General features: G+C 69.7%; 21 protein-coding genes and 1 pseudogene. 18 read left to right on the forward strand and 4 right to left on the reverse strand.

Features of this window, described 5'->3' with window-relative positions:
- The first annotated feature begins 326 nt into the window (after window positions 1-326).
- Together G5C60_RS26890 and G5C60_RS26895 are read left to right on the forward strand one after the other, a co-directional pair.
- Window positions 327-2201: a sialidase family protein gene (locus G5C60_RS26890; RefSeq protein ID WP_165263504.1), complete on the forward strand. Its 1875-nt coding sequence runs from the start codon at window positions 327-329 to the stop codon at window positions 2199-2201.
- A gap of 10 nt (window positions 2202-2211) precedes the next feature.
- Entirely contained in the window at window positions 2212-3462 is a 1251-nt protein-coding gene (locus G5C60_RS26895; RefSeq protein WP_165263505.1) for a DUF4185 domain-containing protein, read from the forward strand.
- Here G5C60_RS26895 and G5C60_RS26900 read toward each other — a convergent pair.
- Window positions 3401-4438: a bile acid:sodium symporter family protein gene (locus G5C60_RS26900; protein ID WP_338145936.1), complete on the reverse strand. Its 1038-nt coding sequence runs from the start codon at window positions 4436-4438 to the stop codon at window positions 3401-3403. The genes G5C60_RS26895 and G5C60_RS26900 overlap by 62 nt on opposite strands.
- Window positions 4439-4608: 170 nt before the next feature.
- Between G5C60_RS26900 and G5C60_RS26905 the strand changes: the two genes are divergently transcribed.
- The 3 genes and pseudogenes from G5C60_RS26905 to G5C60_RS26915 all read left to right on the forward strand — a co-directional run bounded on the left by G5C60_RS26905 (window position 4609) and on the right by G5C60_RS26915 (window position 7975).
- A complete protein-coding gene (locus tag G5C60_RS26905) occupies window positions 4609-5472 on the forward strand; it encodes a LysR substrate-binding domain-containing protein (RefSeq protein WP_165263507.1) in 864 nt (287 codons plus the stop codon).
- Between the two features lie 63 nt (window positions 5473-5535).
- A pseudogene (locus G5C60_RS26910) lies at window positions 5536-5846 on the forward strand (MFS transporter); the annotation flags it as partial.
- Window positions 5847-6148: 302 nt separating this feature from the next.
- Entirely contained in the window at window positions 6149-7975 is a 1827-nt protein-coding gene (locus tag G5C60_RS26915; protein WP_165263508.1) for an AMP-dependent synthetase/ligase, read from the forward strand.
- A 117-nt stretch (window positions 7976-8092) separates the two neighbouring features.
- Here G5C60_RS26915 and G5C60_RS26920 read toward each other — a convergent pair whose 3' ends face one another.
- Window positions 8093-8878, reverse strand: coding sequence for a Tat pathway signal sequence domain protein (locus G5C60_RS26920; RefSeq protein ID WP_165263509.1), 786 nt, complete (start codon window positions 8876-8878; stop codon window positions 8093-8095).
- A gap of 279 nt (window positions 8879-9157) precedes the next feature.
- Between G5C60_RS26920 and G5C60_RS26925 the strand changes: the two genes are divergently transcribed.
- The 3 genes from G5C60_RS26925 (at window position 9158) to G5C60_RS26935 (ending at window position 10670) form a co-directional block, all read left to right on the forward strand.
- The gene (locus tag G5C60_RS26925; RefSeq protein WP_165263533.1) at window positions 9158-9949 is read left to right on the forward strand and encodes an aldo/keto reductase; all 792 of its coding nucleotides are present in this window, start codon (window positions 9158-9160) and stop codon (window positions 9947-9949) included.
- 245 nt (window positions 9950-10194) lie between these two features.
- Window positions 10195-10404, forward strand: coding sequence for a hypothetical protein (locus G5C60_RS26930; RefSeq protein WP_165263510.1), 210 nt, complete (start codon window positions 10195-10197; stop codon window positions 10402-10404).
- Window positions 10405-10436: 32 nt separating this feature from the next.
- A complete protein-coding gene (locus G5C60_RS26935) occupies window positions 10437-10670 on the forward strand; it encodes a hypothetical protein (RefSeq protein ID WP_338145937.1) in 234 nt (77 codons plus the stop codon).
- Between the two features lie 5 nt (window positions 10671-10675).
- On the opposite strand, the gene G5C60_RS26940 is transcribed toward G5C60_RS26935, so the two are convergent.
- Window positions 10676-11551, reverse strand: coding sequence for an EamA family transporter (locus tag G5C60_RS26940; RefSeq protein ID WP_206440051.1), 876 nt, complete (start codon window positions 11549-11551; stop codon window positions 10676-10678).
- A gap of 285 nt (window positions 11552-11836) precedes the next feature.
- On the opposite strand from G5C60_RS26940, the gene G5C60_RS26945 reads away from it, so the two are divergent.
- On the forward strand, window positions 11837-12526 hold the full coding sequence (locus G5C60_RS26945; protein WP_165263511.1) for a glycoside hydrolase family 75 protein: 690 nt from the start codon (window positions 11837-11839) through the stop codon (window positions 12524-12526).
- Window positions 12527-12528: 2 nt separating this feature from the next.
- Here G5C60_RS26945 and G5C60_RS26950 read toward each other — a convergent pair whose 3' ends face one another.
- Window positions 12529-13230 (reverse strand): SDR family oxidoreductase, encoded by a 702-nt coding sequence (locus tag G5C60_RS26950; RefSeq protein ID WP_165263512.1) that lies wholly within the window; start codon window positions 13228-13230, stop codon window positions 12529-12531.
- Between the two features lie 298 nt (window positions 13231-13528).
- On the opposite strand from G5C60_RS26950, the gene G5C60_RS26955 reads away from it, so the two are divergent.
- The 9 genes from G5C60_RS26955 (at window position 13529) to G5C60_RS26995 (ending at window position 20642) form a co-directional block, all read left to right on the forward strand.
- Entirely contained in the window at window positions 13529-13960 is a 432-nt protein-coding gene (locus tag G5C60_RS26955; protein WP_165263513.1) for a cupin domain-containing protein, read from the forward strand.
- Window positions 13957-14997, forward strand: a complete 1041-nt coding sequence (locus G5C60_RS26960) for a methyltransferase family protein (RefSeq protein WP_165263514.1) — start codon at window positions 13957-13959, stop codon at window positions 14995-14997. Before G5C60_RS26955 ends, G5C60_RS26960 begins: the two co-directional genes overlap by 4 nt.
- A 2-nt stretch (window positions 14998-14999) precedes the next feature.
- Window positions 15000-16295, forward strand: a complete 1296-nt coding sequence (locus G5C60_RS26965) for a beta-ketoacyl-[acyl-carrier-protein] synthase family protein (protein ID WP_165263515.1) — start codon at window positions 15000-15002, stop codon at window positions 16293-16295.
- Window positions 16295-17521, forward strand: a complete 1227-nt coding sequence (locus G5C60_RS26970) for a beta-ketoacyl-[acyl-carrier-protein] synthase family protein (RefSeq protein ID WP_165263516.1) — start codon at window positions 16295-16297, stop codon at window positions 17519-17521. Before G5C60_RS26965 ends, G5C60_RS26970 begins: the two co-directional genes overlap by 1 nt.
- Window positions 17500-17979: a holo-ACP synthase gene (acpS, locus tag G5C60_RS26975; RefSeq protein ID WP_165263517.1), complete on the forward strand. Its 480-nt coding sequence runs from the start codon at window positions 17500-17502 to the stop codon at window positions 17977-17979. The genes G5C60_RS26970 and acpS overlap by 22 nt, the downstream gene beginning before the upstream one ends.
- A 68-nt stretch (window positions 17980-18047) precedes the next feature.
- Window positions 18048-18290, forward strand: coding sequence for an acyl carrier protein (locus G5C60_RS26980; RefSeq protein WP_165263518.1), 243 nt, complete (start codon window positions 18048-18050; stop codon window positions 18288-18290).
- 4 nt (window positions 18291-18294) lie between these two features.
- Window positions 18295-18750 (forward strand): SRPBCC family protein, encoded by a 456-nt coding sequence (locus G5C60_RS26985; protein ID WP_165263519.1) that lies wholly within the window; start codon window positions 18295-18297, stop codon window positions 18748-18750.
- Window positions 18751-18792: 42 nt separating this feature from the next.
- The gene (locus G5C60_RS26990) at window positions 18793-19791 is read left to right on the forward strand and encodes a PfkB family carbohydrate kinase (RefSeq protein WP_165263520.1); all 999 of its coding nucleotides are present in this window, start codon (window positions 18793-18795) and stop codon (window positions 19789-19791) included.
- On the forward strand, window positions 19788-20642 hold the full coding sequence (locus G5C60_RS26995; protein ID WP_165263521.1) for a cyclase family protein: 855 nt from the start codon (window positions 19788-19790) through the stop codon (window positions 20640-20642). The genes G5C60_RS26990 and G5C60_RS26995 overlap by 4 nt, the downstream gene beginning before the upstream one ends.
- Window positions 20643-20713: the final 71 nt, after the last annotated feature.

Below are 20713 nucleotides of genomic sequence, written 5' to 3' on the forward strand. Positions count from 1 at the left end.
CTCCGCCCCCAGACCCCCGTATCGGCCTTGCTGCCTCGTCCTCAAACGCCGGACAGGCTGAAAAACGCCGCCCCGGCGCTTTGACAATCCAGTCTGATCATCTGTTACGCCGTCGGAATGAACTCCCCCAGCCACAGCACCTGACCTCCCCCATCCCTGGCCCCGGACGTTTCACAGTCGCCGCATGGGCATTCATGATCACGGATCGGACGGAACGACCGCTGCACGCTTCTTGTGTGCCGTCTGAGAGCCCAAGTAGCGTCTGTGGCGCGCACGTTGGACGTGGGATGTCCAGATGTCCGGACGGATGAAGGGCAGGTCGCACCATGCCGTCAAGTGTTCGCGCACGTCTCAGATCCACCCTGACAGCAGTCGTCACCACCGCCGCGCTGCTCGCGCTGCCGAGTCCCGCGCACACCCAGACGACCGATCAAACCACCGGGTTAGAGCAGCAGGTGCTCTTCAAGGCTTCCCAGGATCCCGGATACGCGTGCTTTCGGATCCCCGCCGTTGTGAAGACGACGAAAGGCACTCTGCTCGCGTTCGCCGAAGGCCGGGTGAACGACTGCAGCGACGCCGGCGATATAGACATCGTGCTCAAGCGCTCCACGGACGGCGGACGCACCTGGGGCCCGCTCCAGGTCATCAACGAGGGCGGCGGCGACACCCATGGCAACCCCGCTCCGATCGTGGACCGCGAGACGGGCCGCATCGTGCTGGCGGAGACGTACAACCCGGGCCGTACGGACGGTCGCAACTGCGAAGTCCCGTGTGACCGCACCCCGCACATGCAGCACAGCGACGACGACGGCCGCACCTGGTCCGCGCCGCGTGACCTCAGTGACAAGATCCTGCCCGACCACTGGAACTCCTGGTACGCGACCGGGCCCGTGCACGGCATCCAGCTGACGCGTGGCAAGCACGCGGGCCGGCTCGTCTTCGGTGTCAACGCCGAGACTTGGAACGGCAGTCGAGTCTCCGCCAACCACGCCGCACTCATCGTCAGCGACGACGGCGGCGACCACTGGCGGGTCGGGGCGACGGACTCCTGGTCGATACCGGCCAGTGGCACGTTCCGGCAGAAGCCGTCCGAGGTGACCATGACCGAGCGCGCCGACGGGGTGATCCTCATCAGCGGCCGTGAGCAGGACGGCACCGATCTCGGCCACCGCGCGCAGACGCTCAGCCGCGACGGCGGCGACAGCTTCGCGTCGCCCTTCCGTGCCCTGCCGGATCTCTACACACCCCAAGTCCAGGGTTCCACCCTGCGGTTGGGCGACCGGATCCTGCTCGCCTGTCCGGCCGATCCGGACCGGCGCCGGACGATGATGGTCCGTTCCTCGTACGACGGCGGGCGCACCTGGGACAGCGTGGACCGCGGCAAGGTCGTCACGACGGACTGGTCCGGCTACTCGGACATGGTCGGCATCAACGGCGGCACGGTCGGCCTGCTCTACGAGGGCGGGGCGATAGACGCGCGTGACGAGATCCGTTTCGCACGGTTCACCGAGGACTGGCTCGGGCCGCGTCGCGGCCCCGACCCGACCACCGCCGACCTGGCCTCCCTCACGCGCCCCGCGGCGGTCCTCGGCGGCGCGCGGGAGACGGACGGCGTGCTCGGCGGCTCCCTCCGGTTCGACGGCGCCGACGACGCCGTACGACTGCCGTACAGCGATGAACTGCCGCTCGGGACAAAGGACTTCACGGCGTCGCTGTGGTTCCGCTACACGGCCACGACCGGTGAGCAGCCGCTGCTGTGGATGGGCGGGGTCGGCACCACGCAGCCGCAGGTGTGGCTGCGCGGCGAGCCCGCTTCGAACCGGATTCAGGGGCTGATCACGGTCCGGGACGGCGCGGCGGCCCCGCAGTCCGCCTCGGTCCGCACGACCGGCGCGTACAACGACGGGAAGTGGCACCATCTCGCGCTGCGCCGGGGCGGGGGACAGCTCACGCTGTTCATCGACGGCACGCCGATCAGTACGGCGGACGTGCCGGGTTCCGTGAGCCGCAATTCACCGTTCGGCGTGCACATCGGCCAGAAGCTCGACAGCCGGGCGCACTTCACGGGGTCGATCGACGACGTACGCGTCTATGACCGGGCGTTGACGGACGGAGAGGTGACCAACATCAGAACCCGGGCGTCTGTGACGCGGGACACCGTCCTGTGGCTTCCCATGGACCATGTGAGCGGCAGCAACTAACGTCCCGTGCGTGCCCGACGACGCACGAGCACGACACCGTACGGGGACCGGGCTCGGCCTGCTCCTTGCCCTGGTCCTCGGCGCCGCGCTGCTCACCGCCCTCCCGGACGACGACGATCGCCGGGAGGGCGACTGCACGGCCCGTACGGTCGCGTCGTGGGCCGCGGAGCCGGACCTGACGAACGAGTTCTCCCGGTACGGGAACGACATCTCACGGACCGACGACTGGACCGGCGGCGACGGCACGCACTCGGTGCGGCTGCCGGACGGGCGGGTGCTGTGGCTGTTCTCGGACACGTATCTCGGCCAGGTGTACGGCCCGCCGAACCCGGTCGGCGAGTCGTACGTCTGGCGGGACCAGAACGCGCCCCTGGTGCGCAACTCGGCCGTGGTCATGTCCGAGGAGGGCCGTCTCCAGAGCACCCTGCCCGCGCCGCTGTTCCAGGACCCGGCCCCCGGGCAGTGGCGCTGGCCGGTCGCGGCCCGCGTCGAGGCCCGCTCCCCCGGCTCCTCCGAACAGGTCGTACGCGTCCTGCTGTGGACCCGTGCGAACGGCGCGTACCCCTGGATCTACGGCGTCCCCACCGCCACCGAGGTCGCCACGCTCTCGCTGCCCGATCTGCGGGTCGAGGGCATCGTCAAGGTCCTCGACCAGCAGCAGGTGCAGGATCCGGCGCGGCGGGTGCTGTTCGGCACGACGGCGATGGCCGGTGACGGCGACGACGGTGACTGGACGTACGTGTTCGGCGGCGACGACGGGCAGGCCGCCTCGCGCCCGGCCTCGAAGGCGTATGTGGCGCGCGTGCCCCGCGACCGGCTGGCGGAACCGGACGCGTGGCAGTACTGGGACGGCGGGCAGTGGTCCGCCACCGCGTCGCGGCTGAAACCCGTGCTCGGGGACGGCCAGAAGAAGGGCGTGGGCAGCGCGTTCACGGTCGTGCGCGACGACGGCACGTGGGTGCTGTTCACGATGGCGGCGGGCGCCCAGGGGCTGACGACCGTCACCTCGTACTGGGCGTGCTCACCCACCGGGCCGTGGCGCGGGCCCGCCAAGGGCTTCAGCCCGCCGCTGCCCGAGCAGAGGTCGGGTGTGGCGGCGTACAACCCGCAGATGCACCCGGCGCTCGACGACGGCAGGCTCGTGCTCAGTTACGACGTCAACTGGCTGGACACGACCGGGACCACGGCGCAGGCGAACCTCAGCCGGAACGTGTCCCTGTACCGACCGCGATTCGTGACTCTGAAGCTGGGGTCGGGGTGAGGTCCGGCTCGGGATCGCGGGAGCGGCGCTTGGCGATCACCGCGCAGACCATGAGCTGCATCTGGTGGAAGAGCATCAGCGGCAGCACGGCCAGCGAGGCCTGTGCCCCGAACAGGACGCTCGCCATGGGCAGTCCGGCCGCCAGGGACTTCTTCGACCCGGCGAACTGGATGGTGATCCGGTCCTCGCGGCCGAAGCGCAGCGCCTTCGAGCCGTACCAGGTGAGCGTGAGCATCACGGCGAGCAGGACCGCCTCGACCGCGAGGAGACCCGCCAGGCGTATCGGGCTGACCTGCTGCCAGATGCCCTGGACCATGCCTTCGCTGAACGCGGTGTAGACGACCAGGAGTATCGAGCCGCGGTCGACGAGGCCGGTGATGCGCTTGTGGCGTGCCAGGAACGCGCCGATCCAGCGGCGCAGCACCTGACCCGCCGCGAACGGCACGAGCAGTTGCAGCACGATCTTGACGATCGAGTCCGCGGAGAAGCCGCCGCCTGCGCTGCCGAGGAGCGTCGCCGCCAGCAGCGGGGTGATCACGATGCCCGCGAGGGAGGAGAAGGAGCCCGCGCAGATCGCGGCGGGCACGTTGCCGCGCGCGATGGACGTGAACGCGATCGAGGACTGGACCGTCGAGGGCACCAGCGTGAGGAAGAGCAGTCCGGTGTAGAGGGAGTGCGTCAGGAACACCGGTTCAAGACCGCGGGCCGCCAGGCCGAGCAGCGGGAACACCACGAACGTGCAGGCCAGCACCGTGACGTGGAGCCGCCAGTGGCGCAGCCCGTCCAGCGCCTCGCTGGTCGACAGGCGTACCCCGTACAGGAAGAAGAGGAGAGCGATCGCGCCCGTCGACGCCCAGTCCGCGACATCGGCCGCCGTCCCCCGGGCGGGCAGCAGAGCCGCGAGGCCCACCGTCCCGAGCAGCAGCAGGATGTACGGGTCGATCGGCAGCCAGGACGGCCACTTCAGGCGTTTCACGGTGCTCCGTTGCTGAGTCGGTTCTCGTCGGTTCTTGTCGGTTGTCGCCGACGGGTTTGTCGCCGGGTGGGGCGCAGAATCGTGCCCTCTCCATGGTCCTCCTTCGCATCGTGATCGGGAATCCGGCATACCGCTCTGACTGTCATCACGTATCGCGATAACGTGAGGGCATGTACGAGCCTTCGCATCTGCGTACTTTCCTGGCCGTGGCCCAGACGCTGAGCTTCACGCAGGCCGCCCGGCGTCTGGGTCTGCGCCAGTCGACGGTCAGCCAGCATGTGCGCCGGCTCGAGGACACGGCCGGGCGGCAGCTGTTCTCGCGGGACACCCACTCCGTGGAGCTGACGCAGGACGGCGAGGCGATGCTCGGCTTCGCACGCCGCATCCTGGAGGCGCACGAGCAGGCGGCGGCGTTCTTCACGGGGACGCGCCTGCGCGGCCGGCTGCGCTTCGGCGCGTCCGAGGACTTCGTGCTCACGCGGCTGACCGAGATCCTGGAAGGCTTCCGCCACGACCACCCCGAGGTCGACCTGGAGCTGACGGTCGAGCTCTCGGGAACGTTGCACGAGCAACTCGCCGACGGCAAGCTCGACCTGGTCCTGGCCAAACGGCGCCCCGAGGATCCGCGCGGCCAACTGGTGTGGCACGACCGCCTGGTCTGGATCGGGGCGGAACACCTCCGGCTGGATGCCGAGCGCCCGGTGCCGTTGATCGTGTACCCGCCGCCGGGGATCACGCGGGCTCTGGCGCTGGAGGCGCTGGAACGCCAGGGCCGGTCCTGGCGCATCGCCTGCACCAGCGGCAGCCTCAGCGGCCTCATCGCCGCCGCCCGAGCGGGCCTCGGCGTCATGGCCCACTCCCGGGGCCTGATCCCCCCGGGACTCACCCGCATCCCGGACCGCGCGGGCCTCCCCGAACTCGGCGAGGTCGACTTCGTCCTGGTCCACGGCAGACGCCGGACGCCGGCACAGGGAGCGGCGGAAGCACTGGCGACGAGGATCCTTGCGGGCGGGCACCGGCTGCACCGGCGTTAGCGCAGCGGCGGCTGGTAGGTGAGCTGCTTGACCCGGCGCAGGAACGGGGCGCTCTCCACGTGCTGGACCGCACTGGTGCCGGGTCTTGTGGTGGCGGGCATCGGCACCGGACTGGTCTCCCCCGGCCTCGCCGGGGCGGCACTCACGGCGGTGTCGCCGTCTTCGGGACGGTCCTCACGTCACGCATGCGGGACACGCTCTCGCAGGACGCGGCGCACACGCTCGCGGCCGGGGGCGCGGCGGCACTGCGCGACGTACTGCCCGAGCACGCCCTGCGTGAGGCCTTCGCCTCGGGGCTCAACGCGGCGTCGGTGACGGCAGGTGTGACAGGACTGCTCGCCGCGACGCTGGTACTGGTGACGGTACGAACACGAACCAAGCCGCTCCCCGAAGGGGCGCGGGGAAGGGCGCGAGCAACGCACGACAACCCGCACCTGACCACCGGCGACGCCCCCGCTCTCAAAGCGGAGCGCTTTCGTACAGATTCCGTGGAGATTAAGAGCCGGAAACCTACGCAGGCGTAAGAATTCTGCCCCAACCGATCCCGTTGAAGCCGCAGATAAACGCCTGACCAGCACATATAACACAACGAATCCACCCGGCACCGCCACTCCCGCGGCAGCGCAACGTGGGGTAGCTTTCACCGCGCTGTGCGGAGCGCCACAAGGAGCGGGGATTGCGCGAGTTCACCAACCCACCGTTGGCGTCGGCGCCGCCGGTGGGCGGCTTGGCCGATGTCGTCTTCGACCATGCCCTGGAGGACCCGCTCTATGTCGCGCTCGGCCGCAAGGACGAGCAGGGCCAGTGGCGCGATGTGACCTCGGCCGAGTTCCGCGACGAGGTACTGGCCCTGGCCAAGGGTTTGCTTGCCCAAGGCATCCGGTTCGGCGACCGGGTCGCGATCATGTCCCGTACGCGCTACGAGTGGACGCTCTTCGACTTCGCACTGTGGTCGATCGGCGCCCAGGTCGTGCCGATCTACCCCACGTCCTCGGCCGAGCAGGTCTTCTGGACGCTGCACGACTCGCAGGTGTCGGCCGCGATGGTGGAGCACGAGGACCACGCGATGACGATCGCCACGGTCATCGACCGGCTGCCGATGCTGCGCCGGCTCTGGCAGCTGGACGTGGGCGCGGTGCAGGAGCTGTACGAGGCGGGCGCGCACCTCGACGACGAGGTGGTACACAGGCACCGGCGCGCGGTCACACCCGAGTCGACCGCGACGATCATCTACACCTCCGGCACCACCGGCCGCCCCAAGGGCTGTGTCATCACGCACGCCAACTTCATGTTCGAGACGGACACGGCCATCGAACGCTGGGAGCCCCTGTTCCACTCGAAGAAGGGCGACCAGGCGGCCACCCTGCTGTTCCTGCCGCTCGCGCACGTCTTCGGGCGCATGGTGCAGGTCGCCGCCATCCGCGGCAAGGTCAAGTTCGGCCACCAGCCGCAGATGAGCGCGGCCGCCCTGCTGCCCGATCTGGCCGCGTTCAGGCCGACGTTCTTTCTCGCGGTGCCCTACATCTTCGAGAAGGTCTTCAACGCGGCGCGCAGGAAGGCCGAGAAGGAGGGCAAGGCCGGTCCGTTCGAGAAGGCCGTCGAGGTCGCCGTGCGGTACGCGGACGCGGTGGAGGCGAAGGCGTGGGGCATCGGTCCCGGCCCTTCGGCGGCCCTGCGGGTGCAGCACCAGCTCTTCGACAAGCTCGTCTACTCCAAGATCCGCGACGCGATGGGCGGGCGCGTGAAGCACGCCATGTCCGGCGGTTCGGCGATGGACCGGCGGCTCGGGCTGTTCTTCTCGGGCGCGGGCGTCCAGATCTACGAGGGGTACGGGCTCACCGAGTCCACCGCGGCCGCGACCGCCAACCCGCCCGAGCGCACCCGGTACGGCACCGTGGGGCAGCCGTTCCCGGGCACCACCGTGCACATCGCGGACGACGGCGAGATCTGGCTGCACGGCCCCAATGTCTTCCAGGGCTACCTCAACGACCCCAAGTCCACCGACGCGACCCTGCACGACGGCTGGCTGGCCACCGGTGACCTGGGCTCGCTCGACGAGGACGGCTTCCTGACCATCACCGGGCGCAAGAAGGAGATCCTGGTGACGTCCGGCGGCAAGAGCGTCTCGCCCGGGCAGCTGGAGGAGCGGGTGCGCGACCATCCGCTGGTCGCGCAGTGCATCGTCGTCGGCAACGACCGCCCGTACATCGCGGCGCTCGTCACGCTGGACGGCGAGGCCGTCGAGCACTGGCTCCAGATGCGCGGCAAGCCGCAGTTGTCCCCGGCCGAGCTGGTGCGCGACCCGGACCTGGAGACCGAGGTGCGCCGGGCGGTGGTCGCCGCGAACACGCTGGTCTCGCAGGCCGAGTCGATCCGTACGTTCCGGATACTGGCCCATCAGTTCACCGAGGAGCACGGGCTGTTGACGCCTTCGCTGAAGCTGAAGCGGAAGGCGATCGAGAACGCGTACTCGTCCGAGGTGGATGCGCTGTACCGGGCCTAGGCGCTCCGCTGGAGGTACAGTTTTGAAGCTGCGGGCCGGTGGGGGCTGGTCGCGCAGTTCCCCGCGCCCCTATCGGGGCGCGCGGTGCTGCACCTGACTTCGCCAGACCTGCGCGCGTCACACGAGTTGGTAGCCCCGCAGGTTCGTCAGCAGGAGATGGCAGTCCTGGAGGGAGCCGGAGGTGTCGCCCAGGGAGCGGTAGATGCCCCACTTGGGGCGTACGCGGTCGGCGAGGAAGGTGTCGACGCCCGTTCTCGACTTGTCGATGATCGTCGTGGAGCCGCTCTTCAGGATCCAGCGGACCGAGCCCGCCGAGCCGTTGCCGACCTTGATCTGGAAGTCGACGTCGGTCCATTTGTTGTGCAGGGGCTCCAGGTTGGTGCGGCCGACGAGGATGTCGTCCTCGAACAGCTTCAGCTCGATGGTCTGCACCCCGTTCACCCGGCGCAGGGACTGCACGACGATCGGCGCGGAGCCGGCGCCGGGCTGCTTCATCTGCATGATGTGCGTGAAGCTGGTGGTCGCCTTGAGCGAGCTCGGGATGTACATCGAGTACGTGACGCGCCAGGTCTGCCCCTCGGTCCACTTGAGGTAGCTGCTGCTGCCCGTCCGCAGGCCGGTGACCTCATGGCGCTGCCGGTCGGTCGAGGTGTCCCGGTCGACCGTGTGCATGTTGAAACGCCAGTTGTTGCCGGTGGCGTAGATGTGCGGGGCGGCGCTGGTGTGCGAGTCGGCGCGGTCGTCCTCCAGGCTCTCGAACGCGCCGAGCCCGTCCTCGCTCGCCGACGGGGACCACTTCAGCTGCCAGGAGGCGGCGTGCGCAGCGGTGGCGGGGAGACCGACGGCAGCGGCGGCCGCACCGCCGAGTGCCGCCCCGAGCAGGTTCCGTCGTGTAGTGCTCACAGTGCTCTCACCTCGTCCTCGATGGGATGTCAGAGTTCACATACGTGCACATGGTTCAGTCACCTGCAATAGAGTCGCGGCATGACGGGACGCGGTCAATGGTCCGGACCGATAGGATCGACGTCGCTATCCGGTGAATCCCCGATTTCGTCGGCGAATTCAGGGGGCGGGTGTGCATGACGGCCCGTGATCGTTGACGATGGGACGACCAACCGACGACTGAAGGATCGAGAGCTCGTGAGCAAGGTCCCCCCGATCATCCTGAACAACGGCGTCGAGATGCCGCAGCTGGGTTTCGGTGTCTGGCAGATCCCGGACGACGAGGCGGAGCAGGCGGTCACCACCGCACTGGAGGCCGGGTACCGCAGCGTCGACACCGCCGCGGCCTACGAGAACGAGAAGGGCACCGGCAAGGCGCTCCGCGCCTCCGGCATCGCCCGCGATGACCTCTTCGTCACCACCAAGCTCTGGAACAACGACCAGGGGTACGACTCGACGCTGCGCGCCTTCGACGCGTCCCTGGAGAAGCTCGGCCTCGACTACGTGGACCTGTACCTGATCCACTGGCCGCTGCCGGCCAGGGGCACGTACGTGGACACGTACAAGGCCTTCGAGAAGCTTCTCGCCGACGGTCGCGTCAAGTCCATCGGTGTCTCCAACTTCCTTCCGGAGCACCTGGAGCGGCTGATCGAGGCGACGTCCGTCATCCCGGCCGTCAACCAGATCGAGCTGCACCCGCAGTTGCAGCAGCTCGCCGCGCGTGAGTACCACGCCGAGCAGGGCATCGCCACCGAGGCCTGGTCGCCGCTCGGCCAGGGCAAGGGCCTCCTGGAGGTCCCGGCGATCGTGGCCATCGCCCAGAAGCACGGCCGTACGCCCGCGCAGATCGTCCTGCGCTGGCACCTCCAGCTCGGCAACGTGGTGATCCCCAAGTCCGTGACGCCATCCCGGATCAAGGAGAACATCGAGGTCTTCGACTTCTCCCTCGACGACGAGGACATCGCCGCGATCAGCGCGCTGAACGAGGACCGCCGCCTGGGCCCGGACCCTGCGACGTTCAACATGGCCTGACCGTAAGGTCGTACGGCATGCGGAGCCGCCGCCCGGTTCGCTCGGGCGGCGGCTTCCCTCCTTGTTCCGTCGCCATCGCCGGCTTCTTCGGGACATCTCACATTGCCCGATGACACCCGTCCGGCCGCCAATAGGATCTAATGGGATGGCGCGCGTGGAGTCGACGAGTACGGCGAGTACGGATTCGTCACCGGTCGACTGCTCCGCTCTGGATCCGCGCGGCCCTCGACTCTGGACGGTTGTGCATGACTGCTGCTTCTCCCCATCTCGATCCCGCCCGGCCGACGCGGAACGCGGACGCGGACGGCTCACCGGCCGCCCCGCAGCACCACGATCTGTTTCTCCAGCCGCACTACACCATCGATCTGCCGCCGCTGGACGAGGAGGACGACACCTTCTCGCCGCCTCCTCCCCCGCCCGCACAGCGGCGGCGTGGAGCGCCCCGGGGCCGTTGACCGCCGCCCGTCCGCCGGAGGGAGGGTGCACTGTGGGAACCGCGGAAAATGCACTGATCGTCGTGCACCGGCCGTCCGAGAGCGGCGGACGGCGAGTGAGCGTGCGTCGAGACGGCCAGGACGAGATTCTGGGCCTGGCCCACTCCGATCACGACCTGGTCGTGTTCCTCGAGGCCGCCGGGCTGCCGGACGCGGACGAGTTGCTCGACAATCCCCATTGGGTGGAGTGGCGCGGCGGCCGCCCACACGAGTGGGACGCCGTGTAGCGGTCTCAACCGCCCCTCGCCGCGGGGCGGGCCTCGCGTGCTCCCGGTTCCGGTGGCTCGCGTCGCCGCCCGGCCGTCACGTACGCGCTCACGAGGATCAGCGCACAGCCCGTCCACTGCAGCGGTGTCGGCCGCTCGTCGAGCACGAGCGCCCCCAAAGCGAGCGAGCCCACGGGAGTGAGGAGGAGCAGGACCGCTCCGACGTGGCTGGGCAGTCGTGGTGAGTACACGGCCACCAGCAGCCATCCGATCACCCCGCTGCTCACGGCCGCCACCGCGAGCCAGCCCAGCGCACCCCAGGACGGAGTGAGGTCGAGGGCGCCCCAGACCGCGCCGATGAGTGCGGCGAAGGCAGTGGAGGAGAAGATCACCACTGTGTAGGCCGTACGGACGTGCCCTTGGAAACCGCCGCGGCGCAGCAGGAACAGGAAGCCCGAGTAGCACAGGGCCGCGAGGACCGCGTGGACGGTGCCCGCGGTGGAGTCGCTGCCGCTCACGCCGCTCTCCAGCAGCCCGCCCGTCAGGACGACGCCCGCCATCATCACGGGCACCCAGACCAGAAAGCGGCGGCTCACCTGTTCCCGGTCCACCGCCCAGGCGAGCAGGGGTACAAGGGCCACCTGCACATTGACCAGCACCGTGGACAGACCCGCGCCGATCTCGGCGATCGCCTTCGTCCACAGGATCATGTCCGCCGCGAAGAGCGCTCCGGCGACAAGGCTGTAGCCCACCTGGCGGCGCGGCGGCGGTCCCTCGCGACGGTATTCAGGGGCCGTCAGAACCAGCAGAACGGGCAGCGCCAGCAGACAGCGGTACACCGACGCCGTGCCCGCTTCCGTGCCCGACAGGTCGAGACAGACCGGCGACAGGGAGAGCGACACGGCTCCAGCCGCCTGTCCCCAACGGGGGCCGTGCGGAAGCAAGCTGCCGCCGCGGCGCGGCGCCTCGGCGGGTGCCGTCGTCGTGGACCGGCGGGGCACAACACTCCCCCCTCATGGCGGGTCGAGACCAAGATGCGCCCGGGTACCCGTGCATCAGCCACCTAATCGGGGCCTCACATCTCCGGTCGGGCCGAACGATCGAAGGTGCTTGACGTGGCCACGCAAGCAGTCCACATTGTGCGCAGCCTCGTAAGGAAATTTCCTGACAAAAGGACATCTCTCACAGTGTGCACTCGAACACTGACCCTCGCAGCGGCCACCGGTGCCGCGCTTCTCGCCGCGGCGGCGCTGCCGGCCGAAGCGTCCGGCACTCCCACGAAGGCGCAGGAGAGCAAGGTCAGTGCGGCCGCCCTCCTTGCGAAGGTGACGTCCTGCTCGCGGATCTCGAACGGCAGGTACCGCACCGACGAGGGCAGGCCGCCGTCCATCCCCGTCTGCGGCAAGAAGGGGGCGGTGTTCTGGAAGGCCGACATGGACATCGACTGCGACGGGCAGGTCACCGCGCGGTGCAGCAGCTCCACCGCCCCGTGGTTCCGGCCCGACACGGCCTTCCACCAGTCCGACGGCAGGCCCCTTAACTCCGGGACGCTGCCGTACGTCGTCGTGCCCGGCCCGAGCGGCATCTGGAACCACGCGAAGGCCGGAATCAAGGGCGGCGGCGTGGTCGCCGTTGTCCACGGCGGCAAAATCCAGTACGCCGTCGTCGGCGACACCGGTCCCACGAAGATCATCGGTGAGGCCTCGTACGCCACCGCCAGGGCCCTCGGCATCGACCCGGACCCGGCGACGGGCGGTACCGACTCGGGCGTGACCTACATCCTGTTCACGAACTCGCGGGTCTCCCCCATCGAGAGCCACAGCGCGGCGGTGTCCCGCGGTGACGCGCTGGCGAAGCGGTTCCTCCGGGACAACTGACGTCAGTTGGGCTGCCCGATCGGCCGCACCGTCACGCTGTTCACGTCGACGCCGGCCGGTTGCCTGATGGCCCAGACGATCGACTCGGCCAGTTGGTCGGAGGTGAGCAGTAGGCCGGGCGGCAGGCCGCCGTAGGTGTCCCAGAACGGGGTCTCCACGCGTCCCGGCGAGATCAGGGTCACGCCCACGCCGAACTCGGTGACCTGCCGCCGGGTGTTCTCGGCCAGGCCGGTCACGGCCCACTTGGTGGCGCCATAGAGGTTGCCCGGGCCGAACACGTGCCCCGCGACACTGCCGACGAGCACGATCCGGCCGCGTGTCTCCTTCAGGGCGTCGATGGAGGCCCTGATCAGCAGCGCGGGCCCCAGCACATTGGTCAGCACCATCTCCGGCCAGCCGGCGGGATCGCCCTCGGCCACGGTGTCGTGCGTGGCGAAACCGGCGTTGGCCACGACGGTGTCGAGCCGCCCGAACTCCTTCAGCGTCGTCGCCACGGCAGCCTGTACGTGCTCGTATTCGGCCGCGTTCCCGACGACGGTCAACAGGCCTTCCGGATTCCCCAATTCCGCGGCGAATTCCCGCAGCCGTTCCTCACCCCGCCCCGTGACCGTCACTCGATGTCCCGCATCCAGCAACTGTCGTGCCGCCGCGGCCCCGATACCACTTCCACCGCCCGTGATCAGTGCGACAGGTGACTCGCTCATGATGGCCCCCATACGTTTCATACGTTTCCGGTGAACGGCGGGAGTCCATCACTTGGAGTGCTCTCCATGTCAAGGCCCGCTCCCAACAAGGCCGTCCCTCCGGGCAAGGCTGCCTGCCGCGGACTTTGTCCCGGCCGACTGGGTGAACATCCCTGTCCCGCCCGGGCATATTCCCCGGGCCCGTGGTGACCGGTGCCCATCGAAACTATCAAGCTCGCTGCCCTAGATTCGCCGCATCGGTCATCCACAGGTCGCACACAGATGGCGACGGCCGTCGTTTCCCGGAGAGAGGCAGCAGATGAAGCGCGTACACAGGACCAAGGTAAAAGCGGAGATCGTCCGTGAACCCGGCGCGAAGGAAACACTGCACCGGAAACTCATCGACACTCCGGACGGCGCGGACCGCTTTGTGCTCACGGAATTCGAAGTGGCCGAGAACGGCTCGACGCCGCCGCACTTCCACGAGTGGGAGCACGAGATCTACGTCCTCGAAGGGACGATGGGGCTCGTCCTGCCCGACCAGGGCCGCACGGAGGGGGTCGAGCCGGGCGACGCCATCTTCATCCCGCGGGGCGAGCCGCACGGCTTCGTCACGGGCCCTGGCCAGAGCTGCCGCTTCCTCGTGGTCGCGCCCTGCGAGCGGCCGCCCGTACGGAATGTCTTCCTGTCCGAAGACCCGTACGAGTACACGCGGCTGCCGGAGTACTCCCAGATGCTGGAGGGCCAGTGACCGGCACGGCGGCCGTCGGGCCGCCCAGGTCGCTGCGCCGTCATCTCGAACTCCCCGATCCCGCCCCGCTGTTGGCCCTCAACTTCGGCTTCGCCCGGGCCAGGGTGCTCGGCACGGCCCTGGAACTCGGCGTGTTCACGGAGCTGGCCCGGGCACCCCGGAGCGCATTGCGCCTGGCCGAGGACCTGGGCTGTGACGGCGAGGCGCTGCGCCGGCTCCTCGACGCCCTCGCCGAGTTGGGGCTGCTCGAAGGTGACGACGACCGGGGCCGGCGCCCGACCCCGCTGTCCTGCGCCTATCTGGTCGAGGGCGCGAAGGCCGGCCTCGGCGGCCACTTCGCGGAGGTGCTCGGCCAGTGGGCCGCGTGGGGTGCGCTGACGGAGGTCGTACGAGGCGGTCGGCGCCCCGCGAGTCAACCGAGGCGTGGCCTGCGCCCCGGCCTCTTCGGCGGCGCCTTCACCCTCAGCGTGCGGACCGCATTCGCCCTGGTCGACGCGGTGGGCCCGAAGCCCGCCGGACGCGTCCTCGACCTCGCGGCGGGCGGTGGTGAGTGGGGCATCGCCCTGGCCGCGTCCGACCCGGAGGCGCGGGTCGTCGCCCATGACGAGCCGGAGTTCCTGGCGGGCGTACGAGCTCGGGTCGAGGAGTTCGGAGTGGCGCACCAATTCTCGTACCAGGAAGCCGACTTGGCCCATCCGCCCCGTACGGCCGAAGTCGGCTTCGACACCGTCGTCCTCGCCCACACGAGCCGTTTCGCGGGCCCGGGCGCGACCGCCCGTCTCGTCGCGGAGGCCGCACGACGGCTGCGCCCCGGCGGGACGCTACTGATCGCGGACGTGCTGCGACAGCCGCCCGGATCCTCATCGCTGCACCGGTCGATGCTCGATCTGAGCCTGTACGTGACCACCGTCGACGGCGGCATTCCCGAACCGTCCGCCCTGCGCGCCCTGATGGAGAAGTCGGGCGTGACACCGAAGGAAAACGCGACCCGGGGTCTGGTGACGGCCCTGACCGGAGTGAAACAGGAGAGGCAGTAGGTATGCGAGAAGTCGTCGTCACCGGGCTCGGTGTGATCAGCCCGGCCGGAATAGGGAAAGAAGCACTGTGGGAGACCGTGTCCGCAGGGAAGAGCGTCACGAAATCCCTCGGTGACATCACGAGTTCGGGTCTCTTCGGGGAATTCGAGTTCCTCTCGGATGCCATAGCGGAAGTCCCTGGATTCACAGAGCATGCCTGGACGCTGCCGCTGGAGGTGCAAAAGCTCGATCGTTACGTCCAGTTCGCGGTCGCCGCCACCTTGCAGGCCGTCGAGGACGCGGGTCTGACACCCGGTTCGTACGCTCCCGGGCGTACCGGAATATCGCTTTCCACCGCGATCTGCGGGACTCCCAAGATGGAGGAGGAGTTTCTCGCGGTCACCGAAAGGGGCCGGTCGCCCATCGATCCCGCGAAGGCGGGCCGTGATCTGTATCTGGCGTCGATGTCGAACACTCCGGGCGCGCTGTTGTCCGCGATGCTCGGTGCGCAGGGCCCCTGTGTGACGCTGTCGACCGGCTGCATCGGCGGCATCGACGCGATCGGCAACGCCTTCGAGACGATCGCGTACGGCGACGCCGACGTCATGGTCGCGGGCGCGAGCGAGGCTCCGATCACGCCCATCACGGTGGCCTCCTTCGAGATCATCAACTGTCTGAGCCGGGCCTACCGGGACCGCCCCGAGACGGCCTCGCGGCCGTACGACGCGGGACGCGACGGGTTCGTCCTGGGCGAGGCCTGCGGTGTGGTGATCCTGGAGGAGCGCGAGCACGCACTGCGCCGGGGCGCGACACCGTACATGGAGATCAACGGCTTCTCGCACACCTCGAACGCCGCGCACATGACGGACCTGCTCTCCGACGGTGCGGACCTGACCCGGGCGATGGTCCAGGCCGTCGACCGGTCCGGGCTGCGGCCCGCGGACATCACCCATGTCAGCTCGCACGGCAGCTCGACGCCGCAGAACGACACCTGTGAGACCAGTGCCCTCAAGCTGGCGCTCGGCGAGCGCGCCCGCGAGGTGCCGGTGAACTCGGCGAAGTCGATGCTCGGCCACGCGCTGGCCGCCGCGAGCGCCGTCGAGATCGTGCTGTGCGCGCTCGCCTGCGAGCGCGGTTTCGTCCATCCGACGGCCAACTACGAGACACCGGACCCCAGTTGCGACCTCGACTACGTGCCGTACGGGGGCCGCCCGTGGGACGGCGGCGCGATCCTCAAGGACGCGAGCGGGTTCGCGGGGCTGCACGCGGCGATGGTGGCGCGGAGCCCGCGCGCAGCCTCGGGTGAGGAGGCCGCGTGATGGGGGAGATCGTGATCACGGGGGTCGGCGCGCTCACCCCGGCCGGTGAAGGGCTGAACGCCCTCTGGGACAGCGCCCGCGAGGGCACGTCGCACATCACCGCCATCGACCGCTTCGACGCCTCCGCATACGCGTGTCCGGCCGCAGGCCATGTCGGCTTCGACGCCTCCGCGCAGCTGCCCGAACGGTTCGTGAAGCGCACCGACCGGTTCACGCATCTCGCGGTGCACGCCGTGCGTGAGGCATTACGGGACGCAGGTGCGGCGGTCGGCGACACGGTCGCCCCGGAGCGGACCGGAGTGATGGTCGGCAACGTCCTGGGCGGCTGGGAGTTCGCCGAGCGGGAGCTGCGCAAGCTGTGGACGGAGGGGATGCGCGCGGTCAGCCCGTACCAGGCGACCGCCTGGTTCCCCGCGGCGCCGCAGGGCAACATCTGCATCGACCAGGGCATCAAGGGCCCGGCCCGCACCTTCGTCGCCGACCGGGCGAGCAGTGCGTACGCCCTGATCGGCGGCGCCCAGTCGCTGCTGCGCGGCCAGGCCGATCTGGTGCTCGCGGGCGGGGTCGAGGCCCCGCTGTCGCCGTACGGCTGGCTGTGCCTGGAGACCAGCGGACTCGTCGCCAAGGAGCGCGGCGGGTACGGGCCCCAGGAGCTGTACCGGCCGTTCGACGCGAACCACGGCGGCAGTGTCTTCGCCGAGGGCGCCGTCTTCCTGGTCATGGAGCGGCGCGAGCACGCCGAGCGCCGGGGCGCCCGCATCCTGGGCGAACTGGCGGGCTGGGGCGTGTCGACGGACGGCTATATGCCGTACTACACGGTCGAGCCGACCGGCCGGGTGCTCGCCCGTGCGATGCGCGCCGCCACCGAGCCCTCGGGCACTCCCGACGCGGTGTTCGCGCACGGCTCGGGCATCCCCTTCGAGGACGTCACCGAGGGATACGCGCTGCACGAGGCGTTCGGCGCGAACACGACCGTTCCCGTGACGGCGCCCAAGTCCGGCTTCGGCCATCTGCTGGGCGGGGCCGCCGCCGCCGACGCGGCGCTCGCCCTGCGCGCGATGCCGGAGAACCTGGTGCCGCCCACGGTCAGTCTGGAGCGCCCCGCTCCGGGCATCGAGCTGGATCTCGTACGGGACGAAGCGCGCCCGGTGGAGGACTGGCGCAGCACGCTCGTCGTGTCGCGAGGCCTTGGAGGTGTCAACGCATGTCTGCTGCTGAGGCGTTGACCGCGCTGGAGCGGGCGGTCGCGCCACTGACGCCACTGACGCCGGGGACCCCGCAGCCGTCGGGGCCCTCGCAGCCCTCGCCCGCCGCCGGACTCGGCGTGGACGTCGTGGACGTGGCGCGACTGCGGGCGGCAGTGGTCCGGCGGGGGGACGCACTGGCCGCCCGGCTGCTCACCCCGGTCGAGCGGGAGCTGTGCTGGGGCAGGTCGGCCCGATACCGCCTGCTGTGCCTGGCCGGCCGGGTCGCCGCCAAGGAGGCGGTCCGCAAGACGCTCGGCGGGTACGGCGAAGGGCTCGGCTGGCAGGACGTCGAGATCGGGCGCGGCAGCCAGGGCGAACCGGTGCCCCATCTCTCCGAGCGGGCCGAACGGGCCTTCCGCGGCGCGGGCTTCACCCGGCTGCGCCTGAGCATCAGCCACGAGTCCGAGGTGGCCGTCGCGATCGCCGTCGCCGACTGACAGCCGACGAAGACACCTGCACCAAGGTCAACCACGTACAGAAACTACGTACAGAAGCGAGGGAGTTCATGAACATCCGCGAAGAAGTCGTCACCGTACTGCGGGAGATCGGCTTCCGTGACGACGAACTGGCCGACACCACCGGCCTGTCCGAGGACCTGGGCATCGACTCGACCGAGCTGGTCGAGATCGTCGTCGCCCTGGAGCAGCACTTCGACATCAGCATCGACATGGACGCGGAGGGCGGTTTCCGGACCCTCGGCGACCTGGTGGCCTGCGCCGACCGTCTGCTGTCCGTCAGGGAGGGATGAGGACATGCCCAGGATCGAGAACAGCATCGTCATCGCCGAGGACCCGCGGACGGTCTTCGACATCACCAACGACATCGCGCGCTGGTCGGAGATCTTCAACGAGTACAGCGGCGCGAAGGTCATCTCCCTCGAACGCGCGGGGCGTTGGACCGACATCGTCTTCGAGCTGACCGACGACGAGGGCCGCAGCTGGCGTTCCTGGCGGCTGCTGGACCATCGCGAGCTCGTCGCCTACGCCGAGCGACGAGATCCGCTCTTCCCGTTCCGGTACATGCATCTGCGCTGGACGTACCGGACGGTCGACGGCGGCACCCAGATGACCTGGGTGCAGGACTTCGAACTCGACGAGGGCTTCGAGGTGCCGCTGCCGACGGTGATCGAGCGGATGCAGACGCACACCCGGGAGAACCAGGCCGGGATCAGGCAGAAGATCGAGTCGGGCGCGGTCACGGCCGCCTGACTCCGAAGGATCACGGGACAGCACAACGGGGGGAAGAGTCAGGTGCGCATCGCCGTCACGGGTTCCATCGCCATGGACCATCTCATGGTCTTTCCCGGCCGCTTCGCCGAGCACCTGGTGGCGGAACGGCTGCGCACCGCCTCGCTGTCCTTCCTCGTGGACCGGCTCACCGTCCGGTACGGGGGCTCCGGGGCGAACATCGCCTACGGCCTCGGGCAGTTCGGACTCGCTCCCGTGCTGGTCGGTGCGGCCGGTTCGGACTTCGACGCGTACCAGCTGTGGCTCAAGCAGCACGGTGTGGACGTCGACTCGGTCCTGGTCGCACCGGGTGCGAGGACCGCCCGCTTCGTCCGTACGACGGACGCGGATCTCGGTGAGATGAGCGCCTTCCACGCTGGGGCGGCGGGCGCGGCGTGCACGATCTCGCTGCGCTCCGTCGTGGCGCGGGTCGGCGGGCTCGACCTCGTGCTGGTCTCGTCGAACGATCCGGCGACGATGCTGCGGCACACCGAGGAGTGCCGCGGCGACGGCATCCCGTTCGCCGCCGCTCCCTCGCGGCAGTTGGCGCGGATGAGCCGGTCGGACGTCCAGTTCCTGGTCAGCGATGCCCAGGTGCTGTTCACCGACGAGTACGAGTCCACGCTGCTGCAGGAGCGCACCGGTTGGAGCGCGCTCGGTGTGCTGGAACGCGTCGGTGCCCGGATCACCACGCTCGGCCGGGACGGAGTGCTCGTCGAGCGCGCCGGCCGTGCACCGGTCGTGGTGCCCGCGGTCCCGGATCTCGTCGCCACCGGGCCTTCGAGGGCCGGGGACGCGCTGAAGGCCGGTGTGCTCGCGGGCCTCGCGGGCGGAGCCGGACTGCAGCGGGCGGCCCAACTGGGTTGCGCCCTGGCCTCGTTGGCGCTCGAGGCGTCGGGTCCTCAGGAGTACACCGTCGACCGCAGGCGGCTGTACCGGCGCCTTCTCGACACGTACGGAAAACAGTCGGCCATCGATCTGGCACCGGCACTGGCCGGTGCCGTACCGCAGGAGCAGCCATGACAGACGCGGGCACCACCTCCGGGGACACGTATGTGGACCTCTCGCTCCCCGTCAGCCGTCACGCGCCGGGCGTCGAGTTCGAGCAGTGGCTGCATCACGACGGCGTCCGGCACCTCTCGCGCCGGATCCGCGCGCTGCCGGGCGACAGCCGCCGTCAGCGGCTGGTCAACCACTGGCGCTGGCTGACGGGCAGACGCCGGCTCCGCGCGCGCGATCTGCCCGACGGCTGCTTCCTGTCGAACGAGTTCTACCGGATGTCCGTACACCAGGGCACTCATGTCGACGCGCCCTTCCACTACGGCCCCACCTGCGAGGGGAAACCGGCGAAGAAGGTGCTCGACCTGCCGCTCGACTGGTTCTGCGGTCCCGGCGTGGTGCTCGACGTCCGGGCGTACGACACGGTCGGTGCGCCCGAGGTGAAGGCGGCGCTGGAGGCCGCCCGGGCGACGGTGGGGCCCGGCACGGTGGTGCTCTTCCGCACGGATTCCGATCTGCGCCTGGGCACTCCCGCGTACTACACGGAGTCGACCGCGATCACTCCGGGCGCCGTCGACCATCTCCTCGACCTGGGCGCGAAGGTGCTCGGCACGGACTGCTGGAGCTTCGACGGCCCGGCCCGCCGCATGGTCGAGGACTACTACCGCACACGGGACCGGGCCGCCCTGTGGCCCACTCATCTGCATGGCAGGAAGCGGGAGTTCGTCCAGATCGAGGGGCTTGCCGGGCTTCGCGCGCTCGACGGCGAGGGGCCGTTCACGTTCCTGGCGTTTCCCGTCGCCCTCGCGGACGCGGGCGCCGCGTGGTGCAGGGCAGTGGCCCGGCTCGGGGCACCCGAGGAAACGGGGCTCTGAATTCCGGGCCTATTGCCGCGGGCCGTCTCTCGTCTTACCGTGGGTTATTCCTGGTCCCGGGGCGGAAAACC

Source organism: Streptomyces scabichelini (assembly GCF_011045015.1).
Lineage (GTDB): Bacteria > Actinomycetota > Actinomycetes > Streptomycetales > Streptomycetaceae > Streptomyces > Streptomyces scabichelini.